The 23,795-nt window shown below is 69.4% G+C and carries 22 protein-coding genes and 4 pseudogenes; 16 read left to right on the top strand and 10 right to left on the bottom strand.

Annotation, left to right across the window (positions count from 1 at the left end; all coding sequences use genetic code 11):
* Positions 1 to 60 precede the first annotated feature (60 nt).
* Complete coding sequence (locus tag MTF69_RS31875; protein ID WP_243339748.1) at positions 61 to 633, bottom strand: DUF1326 domain-containing protein; 573 nt, start codon at positions 631 to 633, stop codon at positions 61 to 63.
* Positions 634 to 1,124: 491 nt separating this feature from the next.
* Here MTF69_RS31875 and MTF69_RS31870 point away from each other — a divergent pair, with 491 nt between their 5' ends.
* The 4 genes and pseudogenes from MTF69_RS31870 (at position 1,125) to MTF69_RS43850 (ending at position 3,722) form a co-directional block, all read left to right on the top strand.
* Positions 1,125 to 1,778 (top strand): DUF1326 domain-containing protein, encoded by a 654-nt coding sequence (locus tag MTF69_RS31870; RefSeq protein WP_243339691.1) that lies wholly within the window; start codon positions 1,125 to 1,127, stop codon positions 1,776 to 1,778.
* A gap of 178 nt (positions 1,779 to 1,956) precedes the next feature.
* Positions 1,957 to 2,862, top strand: coding sequence for a proline iminopeptidase-family hydrolase (locus MTF69_RS31865; protein ID WP_243339690.1), 906 nt, complete (start codon positions 1,957 to 1,959; stop codon positions 2,860 to 2,862).
* Positions 2,801 to 3,610: pseudogene (locus tag MTF69_RS31860) on the top strand (alpha/beta fold hydrolase); the annotation flags it as partial. The gene MTF69_RS31865 and the pseudogene MTF69_RS31860, both read left to right, overlap by 62 nt.
* Complete coding sequence (locus MTF69_RS43850) at positions 3,540 to 3,722, top strand: alpha/beta fold hydrolase (protein WP_374324567.1); 183 nt, start codon at positions 3,540 to 3,542, stop codon at positions 3,720 to 3,722. The pseudogene MTF69_RS31860 and the gene MTF69_RS43850, both read left to right, overlap by 71 nt.
* Positions 3,723 to 4,055: 333 nt before the next feature.
* Here MTF69_RS43850 and MTF69_RS31855 read toward each other — a convergent pair whose 3' ends face one another.
* A complete protein-coding gene (locus tag MTF69_RS31855) occupies positions 4,056 to 6,032 on the bottom strand; it encodes a galactose oxidase early set domain-containing protein (protein ID WP_243339688.1) in 1,977 nt (658 codons plus the stop codon).
* 332 nt (positions 6,033 to 6,364) lie between these two features.
* Between MTF69_RS31855 and MTF69_RS31850 the strand changes: the two genes are divergently transcribed.
* Positions 6,365 to 8,629, top strand: coding sequence for a Dyp-type peroxidase (locus MTF69_RS31850; protein WP_243339687.1), 2,265 nt, complete (start codon positions 6,365 to 6,367; stop codon positions 8,627 to 8,629).
* Positions 8,630 to 8,933: 304 nt separating this feature from the next.
* Positions 8,934 to 9,131, top strand: a complete 198-nt coding sequence (locus MTF69_RS31845; RefSeq protein WP_243339686.1) for a hypothetical protein — start codon at positions 8,934 to 8,936, stop codon at positions 9,129 to 9,131.
* A gap of 43 nt (positions 9,132 to 9,174) precedes the next feature.
* Here MTF69_RS31845 and MTF69_RS31840 read toward each other — a convergent pair whose 3' ends face one another.
* Both MTF69_RS31840 and MTF69_RS31835 read right to left on the bottom strand, forming a co-directional pair.
* Entirely contained in the window at positions 9,175 to 9,336 is a 162-nt protein-coding gene (locus MTF69_RS31840; RefSeq protein ID WP_243339750.1) for a hypothetical protein, read from the bottom strand.
* A 25-nt stretch (positions 9,337 to 9,361) separates the two neighbouring features.
* Positions 9,362 to 9,916: an ABATE domain-containing protein gene (locus tag MTF69_RS31835; protein WP_243339685.1), complete on the bottom strand. Its 555-nt coding sequence runs from the start codon at positions 9,914 to 9,916 to the stop codon at positions 9,362 to 9,364.
* A gap of 104 nt (positions 9,917 to 10,020) precedes the next feature.
* On the opposite strand from MTF69_RS31835, the gene MTF69_RS31830 reads away from it, so the two are divergent.
* Together MTF69_RS31830 and MTF69_RS31825 are read left to right on the top strand one after the other, a co-directional pair.
* Entirely contained in the window at positions 10,021 to 10,314 is a 294-nt protein-coding gene (locus MTF69_RS31830) for a hypothetical protein (protein WP_243339684.1), read from the top strand.
* Between the two features lie 26 nt (positions 10,315 to 10,340).
* Positions 10,341 to 11,426 carry a DNA alkylation repair protein gene (locus tag MTF69_RS31825; RefSeq protein WP_243339683.1) on the top strand — a complete coding sequence of 362 codons (1,086 nt, stop codon included), beginning with the start codon at positions 10,341 to 10,343 and terminating at the stop codon, positions 11,424 to 11,426.
* Between the two features lie 44 nt (positions 11,427 to 11,470).
* Here MTF69_RS31825 and MTF69_RS31820 read toward each other — a convergent pair whose 3' ends face one another.
* Genes MTF69_RS31820 through MTF69_RS31800 form a run of 5 tightly spaced genes read right to left on the bottom strand, consistent with a single transcriptional unit; the run spans position 11,471 to position 15,403 of the window.
* Positions 11,471 to 12,454, bottom strand: a complete 984-nt coding sequence (locus MTF69_RS31820) for a radical SAM protein (RefSeq protein ID WP_243339682.1) — start codon at positions 12,452 to 12,454, stop codon at positions 11,471 to 11,473.
* A complete protein-coding gene (locus MTF69_RS31815; RefSeq protein ID WP_243339681.1) occupies positions 12,448 to 13,257 on the bottom strand; it encodes a phosphate/phosphite/phosphonate ABC transporter substrate-binding protein in 810 nt (269 codons plus the stop codon). The genes MTF69_RS31820 and MTF69_RS31815 overlap by 7 nt, the downstream gene beginning before the upstream one ends.
* Positions 13,258 to 13,287: 30 nt before the next feature.
* On the bottom strand, positions 13,288 to 14,412 hold the full coding sequence (locus MTF69_RS31810; protein WP_243339680.1) for an acyl-CoA dehydrogenase family protein: 1,125 nt from the start codon (positions 14,410 to 14,412) through the stop codon (positions 13,288 to 13,290).
* Positions 14,409 to 14,855, bottom strand: a complete 447-nt coding sequence (locus MTF69_RS31805) for a hypothetical protein (RefSeq protein ID WP_243339679.1) — start codon at positions 14,853 to 14,855, stop codon at positions 14,409 to 14,411. The genes MTF69_RS31810 and MTF69_RS31805 overlap by 4 nt, the downstream gene beginning before the upstream one ends.
* Before the next feature lie 17 nt (positions 14,856 to 14,872).
* Positions 14,873 to 15,403, bottom strand: coding sequence for a DoxX family protein (locus tag MTF69_RS31800; protein WP_243339678.1), 531 nt, complete (start codon positions 15,401 to 15,403; stop codon positions 14,873 to 14,875).
* A 361-nt stretch (positions 15,404 to 15,764) separates the two neighbouring features.
* Between MTF69_RS31800 and MTF69_RS31795 the strand changes: the two genes are divergently transcribed.
* The 7 genes and pseudogenes from MTF69_RS31795 to MTF69_RS31765 all read left to right on the top strand — a co-directional run bounded on the left by MTF69_RS31795 (position 15,765) and on the right by MTF69_RS31765 (position 22,243).
* Positions 15,765 to 16,187, top strand: a complete 423-nt coding sequence (locus tag MTF69_RS31795) for a DoxX family protein (RefSeq protein ID WP_308401480.1) — start codon at positions 15,765 to 15,767, stop codon at positions 16,185 to 16,187.
* A 153-nt stretch (positions 16,188 to 16,340) separates the two neighbouring features.
* Positions 16,341 to 16,975, top strand: a pseudogene (locus MTF69_RS31790) (NAD-dependent epimerase/dehydratase family protein).
* 62 nt (positions 16,976 to 17,037) lie between these two features.
* A pseudogene (locus MTF69_RS31785) lies at positions 17,038 to 17,508 on the top strand (glycosyltransferase); the annotation flags it as partial.
* Positions 17,509 to 17,510: 2 nt separating this feature from the next.
* Positions 17,511 to 18,161: a DUF2064 domain-containing protein gene (locus MTF69_RS31780; protein ID WP_243339746.1), complete on the top strand. Its 651-nt coding sequence runs from the start codon at positions 17,511 to 17,513 to the stop codon at positions 18,159 to 18,161.
* Between the two features lie 51 nt (positions 18,162 to 18,212).
* A complete protein-coding gene (locus MTF69_RS31775) occupies positions 18,213 to 18,413 on the top strand; it encodes a hypothetical protein (RefSeq protein ID WP_243339677.1) in 201 nt (66 codons plus the stop codon).
* Between the two features lie 394 nt (positions 18,414 to 18,807).
* The gene (locus tag MTF69_RS31770) at positions 18,808 to 21,669 is read left to right on the top strand and encodes a DNRLRE domain-containing protein (RefSeq protein ID WP_243339676.1); all 2,862 of its coding nucleotides are present in this window, start codon (positions 18,808 to 18,810) and stop codon (positions 21,667 to 21,669) included.
* A 193-nt stretch (positions 21,670 to 21,862) separates the two neighbouring features.
* Positions 21,863 to 22,243 carry a hypothetical protein gene (locus tag MTF69_RS31765; protein WP_243339675.1) on the top strand — a complete coding sequence of 127 codons (381 nt, stop codon included), beginning with the start codon at positions 21,863 to 21,865 and terminating at the stop codon, positions 22,241 to 22,243.
* 99 nt (positions 22,244 to 22,342) lie between these two features.
* Here MTF69_RS31765 and MTF69_RS31760 read toward each other — a convergent pair whose 3' ends face one another.
* A complete protein-coding gene (locus MTF69_RS31760) occupies positions 22,343 to 22,909 on the bottom strand; it encodes a DM13 domain-containing protein (protein WP_243339674.1) in 567 nt (188 codons plus the stop codon).
* A 525-nt stretch (positions 22,910 to 23,434) separates the two neighbouring features.
* Between MTF69_RS31760 and MTF69_RS31755 the strand changes: the two are divergent.
* Positions 23,435 to 23,627, top strand: a pseudogene (locus MTF69_RS31755) (dihydropyrimidinase); the annotation flags it as partial.
* Between the last annotated feature and the right edge of the window lie 168 nt (positions 23,628 to 23,795).

Genomic DNA, 23,795 nt, shown 5'->3' with positions numbered 1-23,795 from the left:
GTCGCCCGAAGCCGTGACCGAACCGTCCTCCTCCCGTGTTCGACGTACTGGCCGATGCCGCTACCGACCTACGGGCGCGCCCTCGGGCTGCTCGCTGGAGAACGTGTAGTCGGACTGCTCGCCGTACACCGGCTCGAAGGACAGGCCGAAGGCACTCGAAGTGCCGGTCGTACGCCCCAGGGTGAACTCGGGGGAGAATCCGAACATCGCGTTCTTCATCGTGGTGGGCCCACCGTCGGGACCGCGAAGAGGCTCGAACGCGAGCTCCGTCTTCCCACCGACGCTGAGCCGCGGCTTCTCTCCGTCCGACAGGGAGACACTCGCCCGCTCCACGCCGAGGTACTCGCCGTAGAACTGCGACAGTTCACCGAACGCACCGCCTTCACGTCCGGACAGAATGCGCTCAATGGCGTCGACTTGCGCGTCGCTGGCACCCTCGTCGACGACGATGCCGACCTTCCAGTTCCCGGCCGTCAGGTTGGAGGGGAAGTGGTTGTAGAAGGCGAACGTCACCCCGGACAGGTCAACGTCGTCCAAGCGCCCGTCCGCCACATGGAATGCGGCGCACCCGAGACATTCCTCGCGTCCTTGCGGGTCGTGCGGCTTCGCGTCGACGGCACACCCGCAGACCATTGCGCATGAACAACCAGCCAGGTAGTTGCCCGAGATACTCCACGTCATGACTGCTCCCGATCGCTGGATGGGTTCCGCCGTCCGACGGCGCGGACGACGCCGGCGTCGAGAGTGGCGGGTGGGGAGCGCGCGGACGACGAGGTGGGCACGCTGCAGGCCATGGAGCCGGGGCTGCCCCCGACAGCGGCGGCATACGTCACCCCGCTGCCCAGATCAGGGGTTCTGTCCAGCGCGATGGCAGCGTTCATCTCCGACTCGCCCCAGCGGACGCTGTTCCGGTCCGCGGAGCCAGCCCTTCCCTTCAAGGCTAGGCGTGCCCGCCACGGGTGTACAGATCATCTCGGCCCCGGCGGGCTCGGCTTTGCCCATCGCGGCAGCAGGGGGAGAATTGACGTGATGACCCGTGCCGTCGAGCGCCTGTGGTGATGTCCGGCGGGGCATTGCCGACCACGTGTTCCCTGCCCGGCGCGGGGCCATATGGAGGCGATGAGATGTCCGAGACGACAGCGACCGTCCCGAGATGGCATGCGGCCGGAGACTGGTTCGACACGTGCAGGTGCAATGTTCCCTGCCCCTGCTCCTTCGCCCAGCTGCCCACCTACGGTGAATGCGACGGAATCCTGGCCTGGCACATCCGCGAGGGCAACTACGGCGACGTACCGCTGGGCGGCCTCAACGTGCTCATGCTCGGCTCCTTCGTCGGCAACGTGTGGGCGGAGCACACCGACTCGTACGCGGCGGTGTTCCTCGACGAGCGTGCCGACAACGAGCAGCGCGAAGCCTTGCAAATGATCTTCGCGGGCCAGGCGGGCAGCTGGCCCGCCGAAATGGTCACCATGATGGACGCCGAGATGCGGGGCATGGACTTCGCACCCATCCAAGTGGAGGTGGACGAGGACCTGGGCGGCTGGCGTGCCACGATCCCCGGCCGCGTCGAGGCGAGCGCGGTGCCCCTGACGGGCCCGACCACACCGGAGGGCGCGCGGGTCCAATCGACCAACCTGCCGGGCTCGGAGACCGGGCCGGGCCAGGTCGCGACCTGGGGCCGCTCGACGGCGGACCGTGCCGATGCCTTCGGCTTCCACTGGAGCCGGGAAGGCCAGTCCAGCAAGCACATCACCTTCGACTGGACGGGGCCGGACTAAGGGCCTGTCCGGGCGATTACGGTCGGAGTCACATCCCGAGGGCCGGCCTTCGGGCCCTTGCCAGTGCCCGGCTGCATGCCGAGAACGAGCGCTTGGTCTTCACAGCGGACATCGCTTGAGCGGGATGGCGAGACCTGTTCCATGAGGGGGATGTGCCCATCTCGCGTGGAGGCGCGTCATGGCGGTCACCGAGGGTTTCGTACCGTTCCACGGGTTTCGCACCTGGTACAAGATCGTGGGTGAGCCCGGCGAAGAGCTGCCGCTGCTCGTGATCAATGGAGGGCCCGGCTGCCCTCATGACTACATGACCGACCTGGAGGCACTCGACCGGACAGTGATCTTCTACGACCAGCTCGGGTGCGGGCGCTCCGACCATCCGGACGACCCCGCGTTGTGGGTCATGGACACCTTCGTCCAAGAGGTCGCTGCCGTCCGGTCGGCCCTCGGGCTGGAGCGGCTGCACCTCCTGGGCCACTCCTTCGGTGCCCAGGTGGCCCTGGAGTATCTCCTCACCCGCCCCGTCGGCCTGGCCAGCCTCACCCTGGCCGGCCCCCTGGCCAGTGCGGCCCTGTACGAGTCCGAGGCCCGCCGACTCGAGCACTCCCTACCGCCCGACGCACGGGCCGCCATCGCCCGGGACGAGGAGGGGGCCACCATGGCCTTCTACCAGCGGTGGCTCTGCCGCCTGGACCCCTGGCCCGACCATCTCATCCGCTCCTTCACGCACCTGAACCACGACGTGTACGGGATCATGTGGGGCGAGGAGTGGGACGTCACCGGCAACCTCAGGGACTGGGACGTCACCCCCCGGCTGGGCGAGCTGGACCTCCCCGTCCTGATCACCTCCGGCCGCCACGACCTCACGACCCCCGCGGTGGTCCGTCCCCTGGCGGACGGCATTCCGGGCGCCGAGTGGATCCTCTTCGAGCAGAGCTCCCACGTCCCCTCAGCCGAAGAACCGGACCACTACCGTGAGGTCCTCACTGCCTTCCTCGCCAAGGTCGAGGCGTCCGCCCTGCCCAATGACGGCGTGGCAGCGGACGTGGTGCCGGACGGGACTGGTAGGGAGCAGTGTGGCGGGTGATCACTGGAACCCGTCGCCCTTCCTCTCCCTCAGGAGCCATGGCATGCCACAGGTACGAGCCAACGGTGTCGATCTCTACTACGAGCTCGTCGGCGAGGGCGACCCGCTCGTATGGGTCCACGGGTCGTGGAACGACCACACCAGCTGGAAGCCCGCCATCGAGGCCGACATGCGAGCCTCGTTCACCGTGGTCGCCTATGACCGCCGCGGCCATGGCCGCAGTGAAACCGTGCCGGGCCAGGGCACGCGGCGCCAGGACGAGGACGATCTCGCCGCGCTGATCGAGCAACTCGGGCTCGCCCCCGTACACGCCGCCGGCAATTCCTTCGGCGCGTCGATCGTGCTCGCCTTGGCCGCACGCCGTCCCGAGCTGTTCCTGAGCCTCACGCTGCACGAGCCGCCGCTCATCGCCGTCGTGGCCGACGAGCCGGAGTCCATGAGGGAGCTCCAGCCGACGATGATCTCCGTCGACGCCGCCATGGACCACCTGCGCAAGGGGGAGAACGAGCAGGGCGCGCGCCTGTTCGTGGAGGAAATCGCGCTGGGCCCGGGTATGTGGGACCAGCTGCCCGAGGATTTCCGCGGCACGCTCGTGACGCACGCCCCCCACCTGGCTGGACGAGCAGACCGACCCCGGCTGGGCCACGCTCGACCTCGACGCACTCGCCGTCTGCACCATGCCGGTGTTGCTGAGCCGCGGGTCCGAGAGTCCAGCGTGGTTCTCAAGGGTCCTCGACCGGCTGGCCGCAGCCATGCCCCAGGCAAGGCGGCAGACCATCGAGGGGGCGGGGCACATCCCCCACATCACTCATCCGCAGGAGTACGTGGCCGCACTGACCGGATTCGCCAGCGGAGCCTGATCTTGGGCCAACCACCGCCTTGGGCAAGCGAATTCACCATGTCGTGCGGCAGGATGGCGGCGCAAGTCGCGTGAATTGCCTCGCAATTCGAGACGGTGCCTTGCCGGGGCGGTGCGAGTGGCGTTCCAGAGGCTCTCTGGCCAGAGTATTCCTGCGAGGTAGCCCCTGCGCGGGCGCAGGCGCACCTCAATCGCCATTGCCCGACACCCGGAGACCGCCGCCCGACTCCACGTGCTTGAGGCCAGCGGGGCTCACGTGGGCGGTACGCGCGGAGTGCCCCCAGCCGTGTCCCGTGACCAGGCTGGGGGCTCGTCCAGGAGGTGCCGGCGGGTGTCAGCCGCCGGCCTTCGCCTTCGTGGCGGTGGCACCCGCGGCGACCGTCGGGGGCTTGAGCTGGATCCAGCCCGCCTTGCTCGGTGCGCCCTCCTCGTTGAGGAGGAAGAGCATGTAGTGGCCGGGCGGGGCCGAGGCGGCGGTCGGTGGGGCCTGGAGCTCCAGGAAATTGCCGCTGCGGCTCTTGATGCGCAGTTCGAGGTGACGCTGGCTGGTGTTGATCGAGTGGGTGGCGGTGGTCGGGGCCAGCAGGACGGCGCGGGTGACGTCGCCCGGCGTGCTGGTGCTGACCGTGATCTTCTCGTTGTAGGCGACGCTGGGGTTGAAGATCAGGCCGAGCGCGGGGCGGCTGCCCTGGTGGAGATAGGCGGGCTCGTAGATCTCGATGCTGCCGTTGTTGTTGTCGGTGATGTCGGGGTCGTTGGCGAGCTGCTGGAGCTCGTCGCCCGTGACCATGACTCGGCCGTCCGGGAGGACCACGGCGTTGGAGTGGTAGCCGCGCGGAAGCCGCTGGACGGGGCCGAGCCTCCAGTCGCCGTTCTCATCGCGCAGTTCGACCTGGCGGTACTTGAGGTCGGCGTTGGGGTTGTACGGCCCGTTGCCGTAGTCGCGGATGTCGAAGGCACCGTTGACGGTGAGCAGGTTGCCGTTCGGCAGGAGCAGAGTGTCGTCCTGGGTACGGCCGAAGGCGCGGGGCTTCTCGGTGTTCCACTTGCCGCCGGCCAGACGGTAGGTGTTCGGGTCGTTGCGGTCGCCGCCGAGGACCAGGACCGAGTCGGGGCCTCTGAAACCGGCCGGCAGGGGGACCGCGGAGCCGTAGTTGCGCCTCCACTCCCCGCCGTCCGGGCCCGGCTTGCCCTTGTTGATGTCCGGGCGGTTCGGCAGGTCGGTCTTGGTGTCGGCGACGGTGTCGAAGAGCCATTGCTGGTCCACGGAACGGCCGAGTCCGTAGATCTTGCCGTCACGCAGCGAGAACAACTGCGGGTAGTCCCACTTGAAGGGGGCTTCGGTCTTGAGCTGGTCCACTCCCCAGCCGATCGGCTTGACCGACTTCTCGAAGGGCACCTGTTGGGTCGCGGCGGGGAAGCGCTCGACGACCGGGGTGGGGGTGCCCCAGCCGAGCTCCGACTGACCGGACATGATCACCTGGCGTCCGTCGGCACCGGTGACCACGCTCGGGTACCACCGGCCGACGGACATGTCCTTGTTCAGGTACCACTCCTCCGCCCAGGGGTCGAAGACCAGGGACAGCTTGGCGCCGCTGCCTCCGTTGCCGCCGAGGTTCCCGCCGAAGACGCCGAGCATGCCGTTGGGCAGGTAGGAGTGGCCGGCGCAGAAGAACGGGGCCGGGCGGGGTTCGTTCTTGCCGTCGGGCATGTTGATGACCGGCGGCTTCTTCTCGGTGAACGCGCCGGCGCCGGTCCCCTTGGCGGGGTCCCAGATCCAGGCGCGGCCGGCGTTCTCCTTGCCGATGGTTTGGGTGGGGGCGGGCTCATTCTGCGGGTTGGTCTCGATCCGTTCGAAGGAGAACAGCAGGACCTTGCCGGTGGGCAGCAGCGCGATGTGGGCCGCGAAGTCCGGGGACTGGAAGTACTCCCGGAACCGGCCGAACTCGGCGGCGTCGAAGGACGCGTTGGCCTTCTCCTGGGAGGCGGTCAGCGCCTTGAGCCGCTCCGTGCGGGTGGTCTGCGGGTACTCGCCGACGCCGGCCATGGCCATTCGGGTGCGGGCGTGCTCCTCGGCGTGTTCCTTGCCGAGTGTCGCGGCCTCCTCCGGGTCGACGGTGACCGGTGCGCTCGCCGCCCGGGAGGCGGGGCCGTACGGGACGGCGTCGCTCTCGTCTCCGTGACCCGTGTGGGCGAGTACGGGGCCTGCCGATGCCAGGGCCATGGACAAGGCCATCGCGGTGGCGGCGCAGACGGAGATCGCCGTGGCGAGCCTCCGGCGGGCGGGTAGGCGCGGATTGCTGCGGGACATGGCACTCCTTGCAGGCGAGAGGAAGGCACAGCGCTCCGACTGGGGGACACGTCGGCTGACACGTGCTGCGCCAGGACTGCCACATGTTCACGCACAGTGACGATCTTCAGTGTTGAGGCGCGCCGGTCGGCTGTCACCCCGAGACGTGCAGGCGGGTGACTCCGGCCAACCAAAAGGTTTCTGCACGCCATCTACCAGCGCATTCGGGGCGTGAATGGGAGGCGGTCGGCGTAATCGGCCAGTCGGAGGACGGGAGGGAGTGGGAGTGCCGCATACGTTGTTGATTACTCTGCGCAGCATCGGCGTGGAGGTGTCGATCTTCTGGAGAGAGCATGGTGGACGATCTCAAGCTGCGTGAGAGCGACGACATCCAGGGTGATGTGATCGCCGGCTTCAAGAAGGACCAGATGACCCTGCTGTTCCTCAAGTTCGAGGACGCGGCGCGGGCGCGCACCTGGGTCAAGGCGCTGGAACCGCAGATCTCCACGACGCGGCAGGTGGCCGTCTTCAACGCCGCCTTCAGCAAGGCCAGGAAGGCCTCGGCCGGCGACGACCCGAAGGCGCTGAAGGCCACCTGGATCAATGTCAGTTTCACCTACGAGGGCCTGCGGCAGCTGACCGGCAAGGATCCGCTGCCCTCCGTCAAGCCCGGCAGCGGAATGGAGGCCTTCAAGCAGGGCTCGGACAAGCGGGCGCTCGGGGACACCGGCGACAGCTCGCCGGAGGTGTGGCTCTTCGGCAACGGCAAGGGCCAGGTCGTCCACGCCGTGCTCACCGTCGCCTCGGACACCGTCCAGGACCTCCAGGCGACGGTCAGACAGCAGCGCGAGGCGTGCGCCGCGGCCAAGATCGTGATCGTGTTCCAGCAGGACGCCGCCACCCTGCTCGGCAGCCGGAGGGGGAAGGAGCACTTCGGCTTCAAGGACGGCGTCAGCGAGCCCGGTGTCATCGGCTTCGACGAGCCGGACCCCGTCAAGCGCGAGTACGTCAAGGGACATCACGGCACCCGGCTGATCCCGCCCGGCGAGTTCGTCGTCGGGCACGACCGGGTCGGTGGCGTGCCGCACGAGACGCCCGACTGGGCTGACAACGGCAGCTTCCAGGTGGTGCGCCGGCTCGGCCAGGACGTCCCCGGTTTCTGGTTCCAGGTCGCCGGGCAGCTGAAGGCGCTCAAGCAGGCCAAGGTGGTGCCGCCCGAGGCCACCACGGAGTGGCTGGCGGCCCGCCTCGTCGGCCGGTGGCGGTCCGGCACCCCCGTCGCCACGTGCCCGAATGCCGACCGGCCCTCCAGCGCGCTGGCCGGCGAGGACAACGACTTCGGCTACCGCAACGACCCCGAGGGCTTCATCACCCCGCTCTTCTCACACCTGCGCAAGACCAACCCCCGGGACGGCCTGCAGGAGAAGCCCGGCGACCGGCCGTTCGACGAGAACCCGGTGATGGACCGCCGCCGGATCATCCGTCGCGGCGCCCCGTACGGCGCGCCCTTCGACCCCGCCTCGGAGGGCCCCGGAGGGCCCGACGAGAAGCGCGGTCTGCTCTTCGTGTGCTACCAGTCGGACCTTGTGCAGCAGTTCGAGTTCATCCAGAAGGCGTGGATCGACAGCCCGGACTTTCCACCCAACAGGACCAACAAGCCCGGCCCCGACGGAATGGTCGGCGCCGCCGGCAAGCTCAGCTACGAGACCCCCGGCAAGACCACACAGCTGAGCCTGAGCCAGTTCGTCTTCACCGAGGGGTCCGTCTACGCCTTCGCTCCCTCGCTGACCCTGCTGCGGCTGCTCGGTGACGGCCGGCTCACCGACAAGCCGCCCGCGGTCGTCCGGCCGACCGACGCCTTCCTGCCCATCCCCGACATGCAACGGGACAAGGGCAAGAGCTGGTATTGGGCGTATGGGGCGGGCAGCGACGGCGCCGTCTGCCGGACCGTCTCCATCGCCGACGGGGACGAGCACACGGACGTCCGCGAACGCCCCGACCGGCCGCTGACCATGTGGCCGTGCTACGCCGGGGTGACGAAGGTCGACGCGGTCCTGCCCGTCCCGGACGAACAGCGGATCAATGGCCGCAGCCGGTTCTGGCTGTTCCACACCGTCGAGGGCCGGCAGGTCTACCGGCGGATCTGGATCGCCGACGGCGTCGAGTCCGGGCTCCCACCCGAGCAGGCGGCCGGGACCGACCTGCCGGACCGTTCGCTCTCCGCTTGGGCCTCGTTCAGCGGCATCGAAAGGGTGGACGCCTTCCTGCCCGTGCCCGACATGCAGCGGGTGAACGGCAAGAGCCACTACTGGGTCTTCCACACCCTCATGGGTCGTCAGGTCTACCGGCTCATCTCGGTCGCCGACGGCAGGATGCACCAGGACGCCCTCGAGCGCGGCGACCGAGGGCTCGACCTGTGGCGATCACTGACCGGGATCACACGGGTCGACGAATTCCTCGCGGTCCCGGACATGCAGCGGATCAACGGAATGAGTCTGTTCTGGGTGTTCCACCAGGACCAGTACCGGATCATCGTGATCCGCGACGGCCACGGCCACGAGGACCAGATCACGGTCGAGGACCGACCCCTGACCATGTGGAGGTCCCTGACGGGCTGACGGGCTGACGGGTGCCCTGCCCTTGGCCCTCGGGAGCGGCCGCTCGACCATTGGCCCCCGCATCCCCGCCACGGCCGCCCCCGGGACCCGGCCGTGGCGGGTGCGGTATCGGCGTGTTCCGGCCAGGTAGTCGTGCCGCACCGGGGGCTGATGGCGAACGGTGTCGCCGCCGGGGTTTCGGGCATCGTGAGAATCAGGGGCACACAGACACCCTGACGGTCCTGACGGCGCACGGTGAGGGGGGCCACTACGGCATCCACGCCAACGCCTCACGGGTCCGTGACGTCGGCACGGCCTGTCGGCGGTGTACGAGCTCCACCACAAGCCCCGTCGCTTCGACGGCGGCCAACTCCGGCTGTACGACACCCTGCTCCGCGAGGGTGGGGGTCAGCCGGCGGAGTCCGACCGCACCATCGAGTCCGAGCACGACACCATCGTGTTCTTCCCCGCGAGCGCCTTCCACGAGGTCGTCCCGTCCACCTGCCGTACGGGAAGGGGATGAGGATGAGGGACGGATGTCGCCAGGAGGTGCGTCATGGCTCCGGTCAGGGCGAAGGCGAGCCGAGCATGGCCTGCATCATCGCGAGCGTGACCAGCTCGACGTCGGTGAGTTTCGGGTCGATACCCACCGTCGGCCGCCACGGAGCAAGCTGGGGCGAACCCTTCAGCAGGTCGTCGGTCTCCGCGTAGAAAGTCTGGTGGCACAACCTGACTTTGGGTTCTCTTGTCTCATCAGCTGTGGGTTCCCGTATCTCGTGGCTGGCGCCGGGTGGACCTCGCCCGGTTGCCGCAGCCGAGAGAACACCATGCCTGGTCACGGCGCCTGGCCAGGAAGAACATGCCGCAACTGGGGGCGTGGCAGCGCCGCACCCGCTGACGGTCCGGACCCGCGGCCAGGACGAGCGTCTCGCGGGCGACGACGGCGTCGGCGCTGCCACCCCGTTCCTGCTGTGCGAGCAGGCCGTCGCCGGTCATCCGGAAGACGACGGGGGCGGACGAGGCGAGTTCGTTCAGGCGGGTCCGCAGGCTGTCGGTGAGCGGCCGCTGTCCGGCTGTCGCGTCCAGCGCGTCGCGGACCAACCCACGCAGACGCTCCAGCTCCTCCAAGGAGAGGGCGGCCAATCTGCGGTCGGCGGCGCGGGCGCGCCACCGCCTGGTGAGTTCCCGATCGGCGAGGAAGTCGACGTCGCCGCGCCCCGGGCCTGCGCCGACGACGACGGTGTTGGCCAGGTCGAGGACCGGGTCCTCGCCGATCCACGGCATTTCCTGCAGGTCCCGGATGGTCATGCCTCTCAATCTACTGGATTCAGGTCGGTGAACCCGTGATAACTTCTGCTCACGGATTTGATCCACCAAGTCCGTGAGTCACGTGGCCGACGAAGGGTGATGCCATGAGTGCAACCATCGAGTACGTCAGGTTCGACACCGACGACCCCGCCGCCCTCACCGCCCACCGAGAGCAGCTCGTCGAACTGCTCAAGGAGCAGTACGGCGACGGCTTCCAGGGCGCCCACCTCGCCCAGTTCGACGACGGCACCGTCCTGGACTTCATCATCTGGTCGTCCGCCGCCGTCGCCGAACGCGCGGCCAAGGAAATGCCGGCCGACCCCCGGGCACAGGGCTTCTTCAGCCGAATCGGTACCGTGCACGAGATGCGGCACGCTCAGGTGCTGCACACCGCATAGCCCCCGAGATCAAGGAGAATGACGCCGTGCCCTCGGCAGACGAACTACTCGGCGCGGACACCGTCGCCGACCTCGCCCGATGCCTTACCCGAGCCGGTGACGGGATCACGGCGCATGAGACCCGGGGGTGCGGCGCCGTCCTGGACGGGCTGAGCTTCACCGAGCGTGTCGCCCTGATCAGAAATGCCGTCCTGGCTGATCTTCCGGCGGACTACCCGGCCTTCGCGAACGTGTTGCGCGCCGCACTGCGGGACAGCGATTTCACCGGATGGATGATCTTCCCTGTCACCGAGGCCGTCGCCGTACGGGGCCGGGACGCCTTCGAACCGGCGCTCGCCCTGCTGGCGGAACTCACCCCGCGCCTGACCGCGGAGATCGCCGTCCGGCCCTTCCTCCGTGCCGACCTGGAACGCGCGCTCCGGGTCATGACGCCGTGGACCGCGCATCCCGACCTCCACGTCCGCCGACTGGCCAGTGAGGGCACGCGGCCAAGACTGCCCTGGGCGCCCCAGCTCCCGGAGCTGATCGCGGATCCGACACCGGCGCTGCCCCTGCTCGACGCGCTGTACCGGGATGACTCCGAGTACGTCCGCAGATCAGTGGCCAACCACCTCAACGACATCAGCCGTGACCACCCCGACATCGCCGCTGGTGTCGCGGCGCGCTGGCTGAGCGACCCGGCACCGACGACGACCCGGTTGGTACGGCACGGCCTGCGCACCCTGATCAAGTCCGGCCACGCCGGGGCCCTCACGCTGCTCGGCCACTCCCCGAACAGTCCTGTCGCTGTCGAGGGCCCGCACGTCCACACCTCAGAGCTCCGGGTCGGCGACTATCTGCTGTTCGACTACTCGGTGACCAACACTCACGACCAGACCGCTCACCTCGTCGTCGACTACGTCATCCACCACATGAAGGCCAACGGGACCCGCACCCCCAAGGTCTTCAAACTCACCACGCGATCCCTGGCACCCGGCGAGACGTGGCGCGCGACACGCAGACACTCCTTCAAGCCGATCAGCACGCGGCGCTACCACCCGGGCGTACACCTGGTGCAGCTCCAGGTCAACGGCCGATCCCACGGGGAAGCCTCGTTCACGCTGCACTGCTGAGGGCAGCCGCCTCGCATCCCGCCGGGCTGGCGTGCCGCTGTCATTCAGGCGCAGGGGAAGGTGCGGGCGGCGGCTTCCGCGTTGAGCCGGTAGCTGCGGAACGTCTCTTGGACGAGGTCGATGGCGGTGTTGAGGGGGAGGATGTGGCGGGTGACGAGTTGTTCGTCGTTGTCGGCTGCCACGGGGTGCCAGTAGACGCCGTCGGCGGTGATGGTGACCTCTGGTACCAGTGTTTCCATGGTGAGCTCCAGGCCGTCGCCGGCGGCGCCTTGGTGGGCGAGGGGGCGGACGACCTGGTGTTCGCGTGGGATGCCGAGGGTGTCGAGGAAGGCACGTAGTTCTCGCTCTTCGTGCCGGTCGTCGGTGGTGAGGGTGGCGGCCACCCGCACGGTGAAGCCTTCGGCGAGTGCGGTGCGGATGCCGGCGACGGCTTTGGTCCAGGTGCCGGCGCCTCGGTGGGAGTCGTGCAGGTCGGGGGTGGCGGAGTCGAGGCTGATCTGCAGGGTGAGGCGGTCGCGGGGCATGGCTTGGAGGATCTGGAGCCGGTGCCCGCGAAAGAGCATGCCGTTGGTGAGCAGTGTGGTGGGCAGGGCGGCGGTGCAGGCGGTGACGATCTCATCGAGGTCGGGGAGGAGGAAGGGTTCCCCGCCGGTGAGGAGGATTTCGCTGACCCCGGCTGCGGGGGCGGCTTTCGCGATCTGGCGGATCTTGTCCAGGCCGAGGGCGCGCCGGTCGGTCTGGGGGGAGGACCGTGCGCAGCAGTAGTCGCAGGCGAGGTTGCAGTCGAAGTTGGTGTAGAGCCACAGCCGGGCTCCGGGGCGGCGATCGGCGGGCAGGGCGGCGATCGGGTCCGGCGGGCGTCCCCTACGGACCGTGATGCCGGCTTCATCCGCGGTGATGAGGGTGTTGCCCGTGCGATCACACCATGCGGCGGCGAGCGCGGCGTCGTGGGGTGAGGTGAGGGGGAGCGTGATGGTGTCGCCTTCCGCGGTGGCGGAGAGCCTCTCGACGAGGTCGAGGATCACCATCGGAGTGCGATCTCCTGTTCTGCGACCGCTTGGAAGAGGTCGGTGTAGCCGTCGAGCTGCGGGCGTACCCAGCGGCGCAGGCCTTCCAGTTCCATGATGCGGCGGTGCTCGGGGTCGTTCCAGTCCATGCCCAGGAGGTGGTTGGTCCAGGCGTCGGCCCGCTCTTCGGCGAGGGTGTCGAGGGCGGTGAAGTTGCAGTGGCAGTAGGTGGGGCTGGTCCAGAACGATTCCAGGGCGTCGGGCATCAGCTCGTCCCGGCCGATGGATTCCCAGGTGTTGATGCCGATGGCGGCGGCGTCGGCGTCGCCGTCGAGGACGGCGCGGATGGCGTCGAGTTCGCTGCGGCCGGTGTCGCCGTGTTTTCCCAGGTCGCTGTCGATGCGCAGGAGTTCGATGTCACCATTGGCGATGCCTTCGCGGCGCAGGTAGTGCAGGGGGAGGATGGCGGCCTGTGCGGAGTCTCGGCTGCCCAGCGCCAGGCGGCGGCCCTTGAGGTCTTCGGGTCCGCGAAGGCCGGCTCCGGCGCGGCAGACGAGATGGCTGCGGAAGGTCAGGTCGGTGTCGCGCATCGCGAGTGCACGGGCGCGGTGGCCGGTCTGAAGGACAGTGCGGACCCAGGCGAGGTTGGTGTTCCAGGCGATGTCGATGGTCCCGGCGACCAGTGCGTCGACCTGGCGGCCGTAGTGGGAGAACAGAACGAAGTCCATCTCGACGGGGCCGGTGCGGTAGTAGTCGCGGATGCCCTCCCAGATGGGCACGACGTTGGGGGTGTAGGCCACGGCGCCGACCACCAGCGGTTCCATAGTGCCTCTCCTTCGGACGGGTGGCGGGGTTCAGCCGAACACCGGCTGGCCGGTGATGGCCTTGCCGTAGAAGTCGTAGAGGGCGTCTGCGGTGGGGGCCATGACGTGGCCGGCGCGGGCGTCGCGGAAGTAGCGTTCGATGGCCAGATGGTTGGAGAAGGCGGCGCCGCCGCACACCCGCATGGCGTCGTCGGTGACGGTCAGGGCGGTGTCATTGGCCAGGGCCTTGACGCCCAGGACGTACAGGGGGGTCTGCTCGTCGGGTGCGGCCATGCTCGCCGCCGCGGCGGCGAGGTAGGCGCTCGCGGCTTCCAGCCGCAGGGAGGTCTTGGCGAGACGGGCGCGGATGGTGGGCAGCTCGGCGAGGGTCTGCCCGGTGTGCTGGAGGGTCGCGCTTGTGGTGTGCCGCACGGCTGCCTGCAGGGCGGCGGAGGCCAGACCGAGGGAGACGGCAGCGTTGCCGAGGTTGAACCAGGGCATGACCGTCTCGGTCATCCTGGCCAGGCCGCTTCCCGCCTCACCGAGGCGTGCGGTGTCCGAGACGCTCACCTCGAACCGCATGGGGGCGGAGGCATTGCCCCGCAGGCCGAGGCCGCGGAATGAGCCGGTCACGCTCACGCCGGGCCGGTCTGCTTCGATGGCGTAGAGGTCGACGGTGCCGGGCTCGTCGGCCGACTGTACGGAGGTGACGTAGAGCTGTGCGTGACCGGCGGAGGTCACCCAGCTCTTGTCCGCGGTGAACCGGGCATCCGGGCCGCCGTTGCGTTTGGCCTGGGAGATGGGCGCCCAGAAGTGGGAGCGGGAGCCGGGCTCGCTGAAGGCGAGCGTGGCGAGCGTCTGCCCGCCGGCCAGGCCGCGCAGTACGGAGGGCAGCGCCCGGGGCGGGGCCGACATCACGGTCATGGCCGCGCTGACGTGCATGAGGTAGACCATGGCCGTCGATCCGCAGGCCCCGGCCAGTGCGGCGGTTGCCCGGGCGAATTCCTGCGGGCCTCCTCCCAGCCCGCCCTCCTGCTCGGGCAGCGTCAGGCCCATCAGACCCGAGCCGATGAGCGCGGATACCGCCTCGGTCGGGAAGCGGCCGTCCGCATCCACGGCCGGGGCGTGCTCCGCAGCGGTGGCCAGGACGGGATGCAGCAGGGTGTCGAGATTCATGCGGGATCATGCCTTCCCGTGGCGGGGACAGAGGCGTCCGTACTGGTTTTCGGTGCCGGTGCCGGTGCCGGTGCCGGTGCCGGTGCCGGGGCCGGGGCCGGGGCGAGGCCGAGGGCGAGCAGGCCTACGGCGAAACCGAGGAGCAGCGCGACGGTGGAACCGTCGCCTCCGAGCAGGTTCGCACCCGTCCAGCCGATCTGCACCAGCTGCAAGACCGCGGCCGCCAGGAAACCAGCCCCGGCCAGCGTGATCAGCCCCCGCACCGCCGAGAGTCCGGCAGCCACGGCCACGGCGGCGAGGATCAGCAGCACCAGCGTCCCAGCCCCGCCGAGCGTGACGATCCGCCACGGCGGGCCGTCGGCGATACCCAACACAGCGCAAGCCGCGGCACCCACGCCCAGGCCGGCGGCCGTGGGGCCGATACCGGATCGTGGAATCTGCATGGGATCGTCCTCCAGATCTACGAGGCTGCGAGGAGCACCCGCGACCATCGGCCGCCTCGCTGCCGCCATACGGGGCGAAGAGCACTGTCCACGCCGTAGGCGCGCCCGGCCGCTGTGGCCAGCAACGCCAAATGCACGGCGTACATCAAGAAGTACGACCAGAACCACTCGTGCGGCGTGTTCAGTACGGAGAAGGTGATGGCGGTCGTCTGGACCAGCCCCACCACCGCCCAGAGGCGGGTGGCGAGGCCCACCAGCAAGAACGCGCCCAGGCACGCCTCGATGGCGAAGGCCCCCCAGGCGAACACCGAGAAGTTCGGGATGATCAGGTGCTCGACCAGCCACGCCCACGGGGCGAACACCTCGTGCTCCACCCCGTTCAGGGTCCAGGCGTACAGATCGCGCGGGGGGTCGGTGTTGTTCCCGAAGTGCGGCGGGTTCTTCCAGGAAAGGTTCTGGATCCACAGCAGACCGACCGTGACACGGCAGACGGCCAGCAGCACCCGCGAGAGGCGGGAGGAGCCCAGGGGCTCCGGAACGGGGTTCACAGTCCCTTTGGTGACGGCCATGCTGAGCGACCTCTGATCGTGCTGGCGGGGCCGAGGTTCTGCTGGCTGCACTTCCATCGACTCACGCCGCCACCGCGGTGGCAAGCCCGCGTGGCCTTACGGAACGTGAACGGCACCACCCCGGACCACCCCGGAACCACCCCGGACCAGGGTGGGCAGCCCCGGGCAACCCAGCACGCCCGGCGCGGAAGCCCCCGGTGGCCGGCCACACCTGCACCATTGAGCTGTCCGGCTCCGGTGGCGGGCTGGGTCGGGCGAGTGAAGCGGGATAAAGCGGGCATAAACGGTATGTCGGTCCATGCCTGCGCGTCATGGGTGATGGTGATGCCTTACGGAGGTCATGATGGACGTTCTCGTGCTGATCGGCCGCCTGCTGTTCGTCGGCCTCTTCGCCGCTTCCGCGGTGGCACACCTGACCAAGACCCAGCAGATGGCCGGGTATGCCGCTTCCCGCGGAGTGCCCCTGGCTGTCCCGGCCACGATCGTCAGCGGTCTGGTCCTGCTCTTGGGCGCGGTGAGCGTCGCCGTCGGCCTGTGGGCCGACATCGGGGCCCTGGCGCTGGCGGCCTTCTCGTTCTCGGTGGCCCTGCTGATGCACGGCTTCTGGAAGGAAAGCGACCCGCAGGCCAAGCAGATGGAGCAGACACAGTTCCTCAAGGACACCGCGCTCGGCGGCGCGGCCCTCGTGATGTTCGCGTTCTTTGCCTACGCGTGCCACGACTTGGGCCTCATGGTCACCGGTCCGGCCCTCTCGATCAGCTGAGGAGACCTCGGCTTTCAACACCACGGGCATGAACCAGACAGGCCCCAAGCGGAAGTCGGCGACGTCCTGCGGTCCTGCGGGCACCGGTGGGACGCGACATCGCCACCATGCGCCGCCCGCGGCCATGAACCCGTCGTACTCGATGCCCTGCTCATGTCAGCGGCGCATCTGGCGGCCCCGCCGCCCCCATCAGCCGGAGTCGAGTGGATCCGCGCGGAAGTCCGGGACGGCGCGGCCCTGGCCCGGGCGCTGCGGGGAGTGGATGCGGCGGCGATGCTGCTGGTGGCCATGACGGAGACCGGGGTGCGCGAGCTGCTGCTGGCGGGGTCGATGGCCGTGTACGGGGAGGGCGGCTACGACGAGGACGCGCCGGCCGAACGCGCAGTGCGTCCGCCGCGACCAAGCTGGCCCAGGTGCATCTGGCCCCCGCCTGGGCGCGGGCGTGCGGCGGCCGGGCGGTGGCGCTGCGCTACCACAATGTGTACGGGCCGGGGCTGCCGCGCGACACCCCCTACGCGGGTGTGGCTTCGTTCTTCCGGTCGGCGCTCGCCCGGGGCGAGGCGCCGCGCGTGTTCGAGGACGGCGGGCAGCGGCGCGACTTCGTGCACGTCCGTGACGTGGCCGCGGCCAATACGGTGGCGCTGGAGGCACTGGCCGGCCGGGAGCCGGGCCTGCTGCGGCGGCTGACCGGCGAGCTGGGCTGGCACGCCGAGATCGCCTTCGCCGACGGAATGAGGGAATTCGCGCACAGTCGCCTGCGCGGGACGGGCGACGCCCGCGAGTCGTGAGGACCGCATGCCCCGCACGGGCACCCAGGGTGCGTACGGTGTGGGGCGTGAGCGCCTCGAACGCGGCGACGGTCGCTGTCGTCCTGCCGTGTCTGGATGAAGCCCGCGGTCTGCCCTCCCTCGTGCGCGAGGTGGCCGAGGGGCGGGCCGATCTGATGCTCGGCCGGCGCCGGCCGCAGGGGCACCGTGCCTGGCCGCTGCATGCGCGGGCCGGGAATCTGGTGCTGGCAGGGATGCTACGTCGGCGGACCGGACTTCGGCTGCGCGATCTCGGCCCGATGCGCGCCGCCCGCCGGGAGGCGCTGCTCGGCCTGGACCTCACCGACCGACGCAGCGGTTATCCGCTGCAGGTGGTCGTCCGCGCCGCCGACGCCGGCCGCCGGATCCGGGAGCCGGATGTCCCCTACCGGCCCAGGACCGGGACGTCGAAGGTCACCGGGACCTGGCGGGGCATCTGGCACACCGTGCACGACATGTGCGCTGTGCTCGTCCAGCCTCCACGCACGAAAGCCAGAGAGGCAGGTGGGCTGTGACGATGCTGCTCGTCATCGCCAAGGAACCCCTTCCCGGCCGTGTCAAGACACGCCTCACCCCGCCCTACACACCCCAGGAGGCGGCCCTCCTCGCCGAGGCGATGCTCGCCGACACCCTGGCCATGGTGCTCGCCGCCCCCGCGCGACGGCGCGTACTGGTGCTGGAGGGCGAACCGGGCCCATGGCTTCCACCGGGCATCGACGTCGTCCCGCAAGGCCAGGGCCGGCTCGACGAGCGGCTGGCCGCAGCCTTCGCGCTCTGCACAGGCCCTGCCGTCCTGATCGCCATGGACACCCCGCAGGCGACGCCCGCCGACCTCGCACCCGCTCTCGCCGACGACGCCTGGCACGATTGCGGCGCATGGATCGGACCCGCCCTCGACGGCGGATTCTGGGCCCTGGGCCTGGCCGACCCCGACCCCGCACTGGTGCACGGGGTGCCGGTGCCGGAATCCGAAGTCTGCGCGCAGCAGCGACGCAGGCTCACCGCCGCAGGCGTCACGGTCCGCGACCTGCCGATGCTGCGCGACGTCGACACCGCAGCCGACGCCCACGCCGTGGCCACCTCAGCACCCCACACCCGCTTCGCCACAGCAGTCACCCAGCTGACCCGGGCAGCAGAAGGCGATGAACACCGGCGACATCGCGGATGACCGTACGGCCGGTGCGTGACGGGCCCGGCGTACACGAAACGCTGATGCCGCGTGTCTCCAAGCGACATCCAGGGCCCGCCGGCTGCCACGCTGAGCCCTGTGTTCAACCCGCGCACCGTCCGCAGCGGGCGCCTGCTGTCCGCACTCGTCGCCGTACTCGTCCTGACCGTGCGCACCGACGGCTACCACGACGACCCTGCGGGATTGTCCTGGTGGTACGCCGCCGCCTACTGCTGCCCGCCACCGCCGTAGCCGCACTCGTCTACCTGCCATACGCACTGCTGTCCGAGAGCTCCGTCCTCGGACATCTCGGCGGCTACCTGCGCGAGGAAGGCTACGACGACTCCGCCTCGTCGCACTGGACGGCCGCCGGGAGTGGCTGGGCATCACCCTCGCGGGCGCCGCGACCTACGTCACGAGCCGCGCCTTCGACAATGCCCACGCCGTCGGGCGCAAGTGCGGTGATCTGCATCAACCGGCCCCATATCCAAGCCTCTTGTGGCTTCCCGGGCATCGTCTTGGAGTTCCCCGTTCCGGCGTCGCCATGATCACTGCCGTACGGTGAGACGCCGCATGGACACGCTGAGTGGCCACTGGAAGCATCCGCACGTCTGATCCCCGCTTCTGATGGCAAGGAGTCGACAGCGTGCACAGCTCAACCAGCCGGTCCCGAGGACCGGCACGGGCCACGCGCCATGGCAGAGGCCTGGCCGTTCCCCTGGCCCTCCTGCTGCTCGCCGAGGCAGGTATCGCGGCGAGCATCGCCGCTCCCGCCCTCGCGGCAGCGGATTCCCCCGCCGCAGCGCAACGCGGCACCGTCGCGCGCAGCGACCGCGAAGAGACCGCGGCCCGGCTCACCGCGCAGGCCCAAGGGCGCCGGATCGAAGTGATCGGCAGCCGCACGGAGAACACCACGTTATGGGCGAACCCTGACGGGACCATGGCGGTGGAGTCGTTCGCCGGTCCGGTGCGGTTCCGCGAGAACGGCCAGTGGGTGCCGGTGGACGTCTCGCTCGTGAAGGGTCCAGACGGTTCGGTGCGGTCCAAGGCCCACCCGCGCGGCCTCAAGCTCGCTGGGCGCACCGGTGCGTCGGGCGGTGACCTGGTCACCCTGGGCGCCGGTGAGCAGGCCGTCACCCTGGGGTGGAAGGGCGCACTGCCGGAGCCCGTACTCGAGGGCGCGAAGGCCACGTACGAGAACGTGCTGCCCGCCACCGACCTGGTGGTCGAGGCCACGAGGACCGGCTTCGAGCAGTATCTCGTGGTCAAGGACCGCGCCGGCGCCGAGCGCGCCGCGACCTTCACCCTCCCGCTGCGGGCCAAGGGCCTCAAGGCCGGGCACGGCGCCGATGAGACCGTCACCTTCACCGACGCGAAGACCGGCAAGGCCGTCGGCCAGCTCCCGACCCCCTTCATGTGGGACGCCTCGCACGACAAGACCGGCCGCGAGGGCGCCAAGCGCGTCCAGGTCGACCTGGACGTCGTACAGCGGGGCGGGGAATTCGACCTCAAGGTCACCGCGGACAAGGGCTTCCTGGCCGACGAGGAGACGAAGTTCCCCGTCACGATCGACCCCGCCGTGTACTTCGGAACCAACTTCGACACCTTCGTCCGCAACGGCGACACCGACGACTTCTCCGGCAACATCGGGCTGAACGTCGGTCGCGAATGGCAGCGGGGCGAGGCCCGGTCGTTCATCAACTTCCCCCGGCACTCCTCGGTCACCGGGCAGGACATCCTCAACGCCGAGCTGAACCTGTACTCGGTGTGGTCCGACTCCTGCGAGGCGCGGTCCTGGGAGATCTGGGACACCGGAACCGCGTCGGCCGCCACCCGCTGGAGCACCCAGCCCGCCTGGCGCTCGAAGGTGACCGCCTCGACCCAGACCTACGGGCACACCGACTGCGGAGTGCGCTGGCTGTCGGAGGACATCACTCCGCTCGTCAAGCAGTGGTCGCAGACCCCGCGCGAGGTGGACACCATCGGCCTGCGGGCCACGGACGAGGCCGACTACAAGGCGTTCAAGATCTTCGCCTCCGCCGACGCGCCGGCCAACGCCCCCTCCATCCTGGTGACGTACGAGGCGCCGGCCGACCCGGTCAAGGACCACGTCGTGTACTGGAACGACGTCCTCCAGGCCACGTACAAGGCGGTCGGCGGAGCTCCGGGCCCGCTGGCGCGCGCGGGTGCCATGATGCACGGCGCGATCTACGACGCGGCGAACTCCGCCCGTTGCGCCGAAGGCGCCACCAAGTGCCTGGGTGACCCGTACCTGGTCAAGGCCACCGCCACCAACGGAGCCCTGCCGGACGTGAACAGCGCCATCGACCACGCGGCGTTCGAAGTCCTGAAGTCGGTGTATCCGCAGTACAACTTCGACGACGAGATCGCGAGCGCCCGCTCGACGATCCCGGCCGCCGTCACCGCCGAGCAGCGGGCAGCGGGCACCGAGGTGGGCCAGAAGACCGCCGCCGCGATGATCACGGCCCGGCAGAACGACGGCTCCGCGCCTGCCGCGCCGTACACCGGCAGCACGGTGGCGGGCTACTGGCGCCCGACCGGCACCGGAAACGGCGCTACCCCTCAGTGGGGCAAGGTCAAGCCCTTCGGTATGGCCTCGGGCACGCAGTTCCGGCCGGCCGGGCCGGCCGGCCAGACCGTCATGGACAGTCTTCTCAAGAGCCAGGCGTACACCGATCAGTTCAACGACGTGAAGAGCCTGGGCCGGGCCGACTCCGCTGCTCGGACCGCCGATCAGACCCAGGCCGCGCTGTTCTGGGCCAATGACCTCGACGGCACGTACAAGCCGCCGGGCCAGCTGTTCGAGCACACCCAGATCCTCGCCCGCCAGCAGGGCCTCACCGTCGCCGGCAACGCCAAGCTGTTCGCCCTGACGTCCTTCGCGATGGCCGACGCGGCGGTGACGGCCTGGGACGCGAAGTACCAGACCGAGATCGACCTGTGGCGTCCGGAGAGCGCGGTCCGCGTGGACGGCGACGGGAACGCGAACACGGTCGGCGACCCGAACTGGCAGCCGCTGTCCCAGGACCGCAATGGCAACCACTTCAGCCCGGCCTTCCCGGCCTACATCTCCGGTCACGCCACCTTCGGCGGCGCGTGGGCCAGGGTCATGCGGGACTGGTTCGGCACCGACCAGATGACGTGGACCGCCACCACCGAGGACCCCAACGCCCTGGGTGTGACCCGTACGTTCACCACCTTCTCGGCCGCGGCCACGGAGAATGCCGTCGGGCGGGTCTGGCTCGGCGTGCACTATCGCTGGGACGGAACCGACGGCGTCGCGGCAGGCGGCCAGGCCGCCGGATACGTCACCGCGAACAAGCTCAAGGCCAACACCGCCGCCGACTGGACCAAGTACGAGGACCTGAACAACCTTGGCGGCTGCGAGGCACAGGGCAAGCGCCTGGTCGCCGAGCACCGGTGGACCTCGTACAAGTGCACCCAGATCCAGTTCCCGAGTCCCGACCACACGCTCTACGTCAAGTAGTCGCGCCGTAAGGAAGAGAGACACAGCCATGCGTGTGTGGAACAAGGCCAGGACGCGACCGGGACGTGCTGCCCTCGCGGTGGTCGCGGCCGTGGCCATCGGGGCAGTTGCAGCCCCTCTGTCCAACGCCGTCGCCAGGTCTGCCGGGGAGAACACGGCGGTCTCTGCCAACGGCCGCCCGGACGATCTCCTGTTGCCTACGCCCGAGATGCCGCGCATCTCCGACGGCCCGTACGCGGGATTCCAAGTCTGCGCCGGCCCCGCGGGCAAGCCGGTGGTAACCAGTGGCTCGCCGACTCTCGCCGCGACGCTGGAGTCGATAGCTCCTCCCGGTACCGAGGAGACCGGCAACGCCGCAGGTCCCCGCCGGAAGGTCGTCTTCGAGGTCGAGGCCGCGGACGGCAAGCAGGTCGTACGCAAGCAGCTGACCAGCGACACCAGCGACGCCGCCGCCTTCCAGCTCCCGGAAGACAAGCTCGGAAACGGCGACTACCGCTGGCGGATACGCGTCAAGGACGGCGGCACCGCATCCGAATGGACTGCCTGGTGCGCCTTCACCGTGAAGCGGGCCTGAGCGGCTCCCGGATGAACAACACCTGGTGACAGGTGCCGCATAGCGGCAAGCGGCCCCGCCGGCACAGAGCCGGCGGGGCCGCTTCTCGGTCCGTCTTCGTCAGGCCTTCGCGAGCGCCGCGGCACCGAAGGAGACGTCGAAGCGGTCGCACCAGATGCTGACGCTCGTGTACTGGGAGAGGTCGACATCGGCGGGAAGGGTGTAGTTCTGGTCGCCCTTGTTGCCCTTGAGCTTGCCCAGGCTGACGTACTTGCCGTCATCGAAGACGTGCCAGCCCGCCTCCCCTTCCTTGACCGGCGCGTCGGTGAGCCACACCCGCAGGTCCGGCCCGTTGCTCGTGTCGAGGTTCTCCAGCCGCACCGTGTGGGAACCGTCGGCCAGGCGGACGATCTTCACACTGCCGGTCGTCTTGTGCTCATGACTGATCAGCTCGCCCGCAGCGATCGTCTGCGGTCCGGCCGGGGCCGACGGCGAGGGCGTCGTCTTCGGCTGTCCGGACGTCGTCGCTGTCGGGGCCGGTGCGGCTGAGGGCAGCGCGTCCTGCACCGTTTCGTCCTGCCACAGTTTCCATGGTTGGAACCAGTACATTCCGGCCCCGACCAGGACCACCGTTACCGCTGCGATGGCGAGCACCACCGGCCGGCCCGCTATCCGTCCACGCACCATGACAACCCCACTTCCTCGGTTTCTCGCCCGAGAGTAGACGGCTCGCGCCGTCAGGATGGACTTGCGTCCGAATCCAGGAAGAGATCAGGAGCGGCCTGAACATCGGGTTGGGGCGACGACACCCCCAAGGGGCCGTTGATCTGCTGAAATGAGGCTTGCTGGGACATGGTCTTGCCGCGGTCGCGTAACGGCTGCCCCACCGCGCGGTGAGCTGAGCGACGAGGAAGACCAGGGCAGCACGCTCGGCTTCCGCCCGGATCCGGGCGGAAGCCGTACAGGGACCAGTCGAAGGGAAACGTCCCCAACGCGACTCGCCCGTTCAGGTGCTCGCGCACCCGGTCGGCCGCATTGCCCGTCGCCGGCTCCTCGCGGTTGGTGACCACGTAGTTCAGGCCGAAGGTCGAGTAGGCGGCTGTCGACGCTGCCGGGCCTGACGATCGCCCTCACCGTTCTTTCGTTCAACAGCGTTGCTCGGGCCAGTAGCGGAAATTATCAGCCTGACTTTTGAGGGTTCTTTGAGTGGTGAAGCTGTTCATGGCCTGCCCAGGGATCTTCCAAAGCGACGAGGGGCAGATCCTGTGCGATGCAGCAGGCGTCGGGCAATGGCGGGCCGATCATGATGCGCGCCGATAGCGGCATCGCGATCGACGTGCTCGTCGAAAAGGACCTGGCCCGTGGGGAGACCGCCCCCCATCATCACGGCGAGGTCCGCAATTCGGGCTACGGTGCCTTCGTTACGATCTGGCCTGACCCCTTGCACCGCTGCGACCTGTGCACCACGCACTCGCGGGGACTGTGGAAAGTCCCTGGCCCGCGGACTGGTGTGGGCTGGGGATCAGGTCCTGAGATGGCGCCACGGGGATTCAAACTCCCCAGATTCTCCACG

This window comes from Streptomyces sp. AP-93 (genome assembly GCF_022808175.1).
Classification (GTDB): domain Bacteria; phylum Actinomycetota; class Actinomycetes; order Streptomycetales; family Streptomycetaceae; genus Streptomyces.
Note: the sequence above shows the minus strand (reverse complement) of the source record. Positions and strands in the feature narration are given on the sequence as shown.

Coding starts and splice junctions, on each gene's coding strand:
- MTF69_RS31875 (WP_243339748.1), bottom strand. CDS start 633: ATGGTCTGCGGGTGTGCCGTCGACGCGAAGCCGCACGACCCGCAAGGA.
- MTF69_RS31870 (WP_243339691.1), top strand. CDS start 1,125: ATGTCCGAGACGACAGCGACCGTCCCGAGATGGCATGCGGCCGGAGAC.
- MTF69_RS31865 (WP_243339690.1), top strand. CDS start 1,957: ATGGCGGTCACCGAGGGTTTCGTACCGTTCCACGGGTTTCGCACCTGG.
- MTF69_RS43850 (WP_374324567.1), top strand. CDS start 3,540: ATGCCGGTGTTGCTGAGCCGCGGGTCCGAGAGTCCAGCGTGGTTCTCA.
- MTF69_RS31855 (WP_243339688.1), bottom strand. CDS start 6,032: ATGTCCCGCAGCAATCCGCGCCTACCCGCCCGCCGGAGGCTCGCCACG.
- MTF69_RS31850 (WP_243339687.1), top strand. CDS start 6,365: ATGGTGGACGATCTCAAGCTGCGTGAGAGCGACGACATCCAGGGTGAT.
- MTF69_RS31835 (WP_243339685.1), bottom strand. CDS start 9,916: ATGACCATCCGGGACCTGCAGGAAATGCCGTGGATCGGCGAGGACCCG.
- MTF69_RS31830 (WP_243339684.1), top strand. CDS start 10,021: ATGAGTGCAACCATCGAGTACGTCAGGTTCGACACCGACGACCCCGCC.
- MTF69_RS31820 (WP_243339682.1), bottom strand. CDS start 12,454: ATGGTGATCCTCGACCTCGTCGAGAGGCTCTCCGCCACCGCGGAAGGC.
- MTF69_RS31815 (WP_243339681.1), bottom strand. CDS start 13,257: ATGGAACCGCTGGTGGTCGGCGCCGTGGCCTACACCCCCAACGTCGTG.
- MTF69_RS31810 (WP_243339680.1), bottom strand. CDS start 14,412: ATGAATCTCGACACCCTGCTGCATCCCGTCCTGGCCACCGCTGCGGAG.
- MTF69_RS31805 (WP_243339679.1), bottom strand. CDS start 14,855: ATGCAGATTCCACGATCCGGTATCGGCCCCACGGCCGCCGGCCTGGGC.
- MTF69_RS31795 (WP_308401480.1), top strand. CDS start 15,765: ATGATGGACGTTCTCGTGCTGATCGGCCGCCTGCTGTTCGTCGGCCTC.
- MTF69_RS31780 (WP_243339746.1), top strand. CDS start 17,511: ATGCTGCTCGTCATCGCCAAGGAACCCCTTCCCGGCCGTGTCAAGACA.
- MTF69_RS31760 (WP_243339674.1), bottom strand. CDS start 22,909: ATGGTGCGTGGACGGATAGCGGGCCGGCCGGTGGTGCTCGCCATCGCA.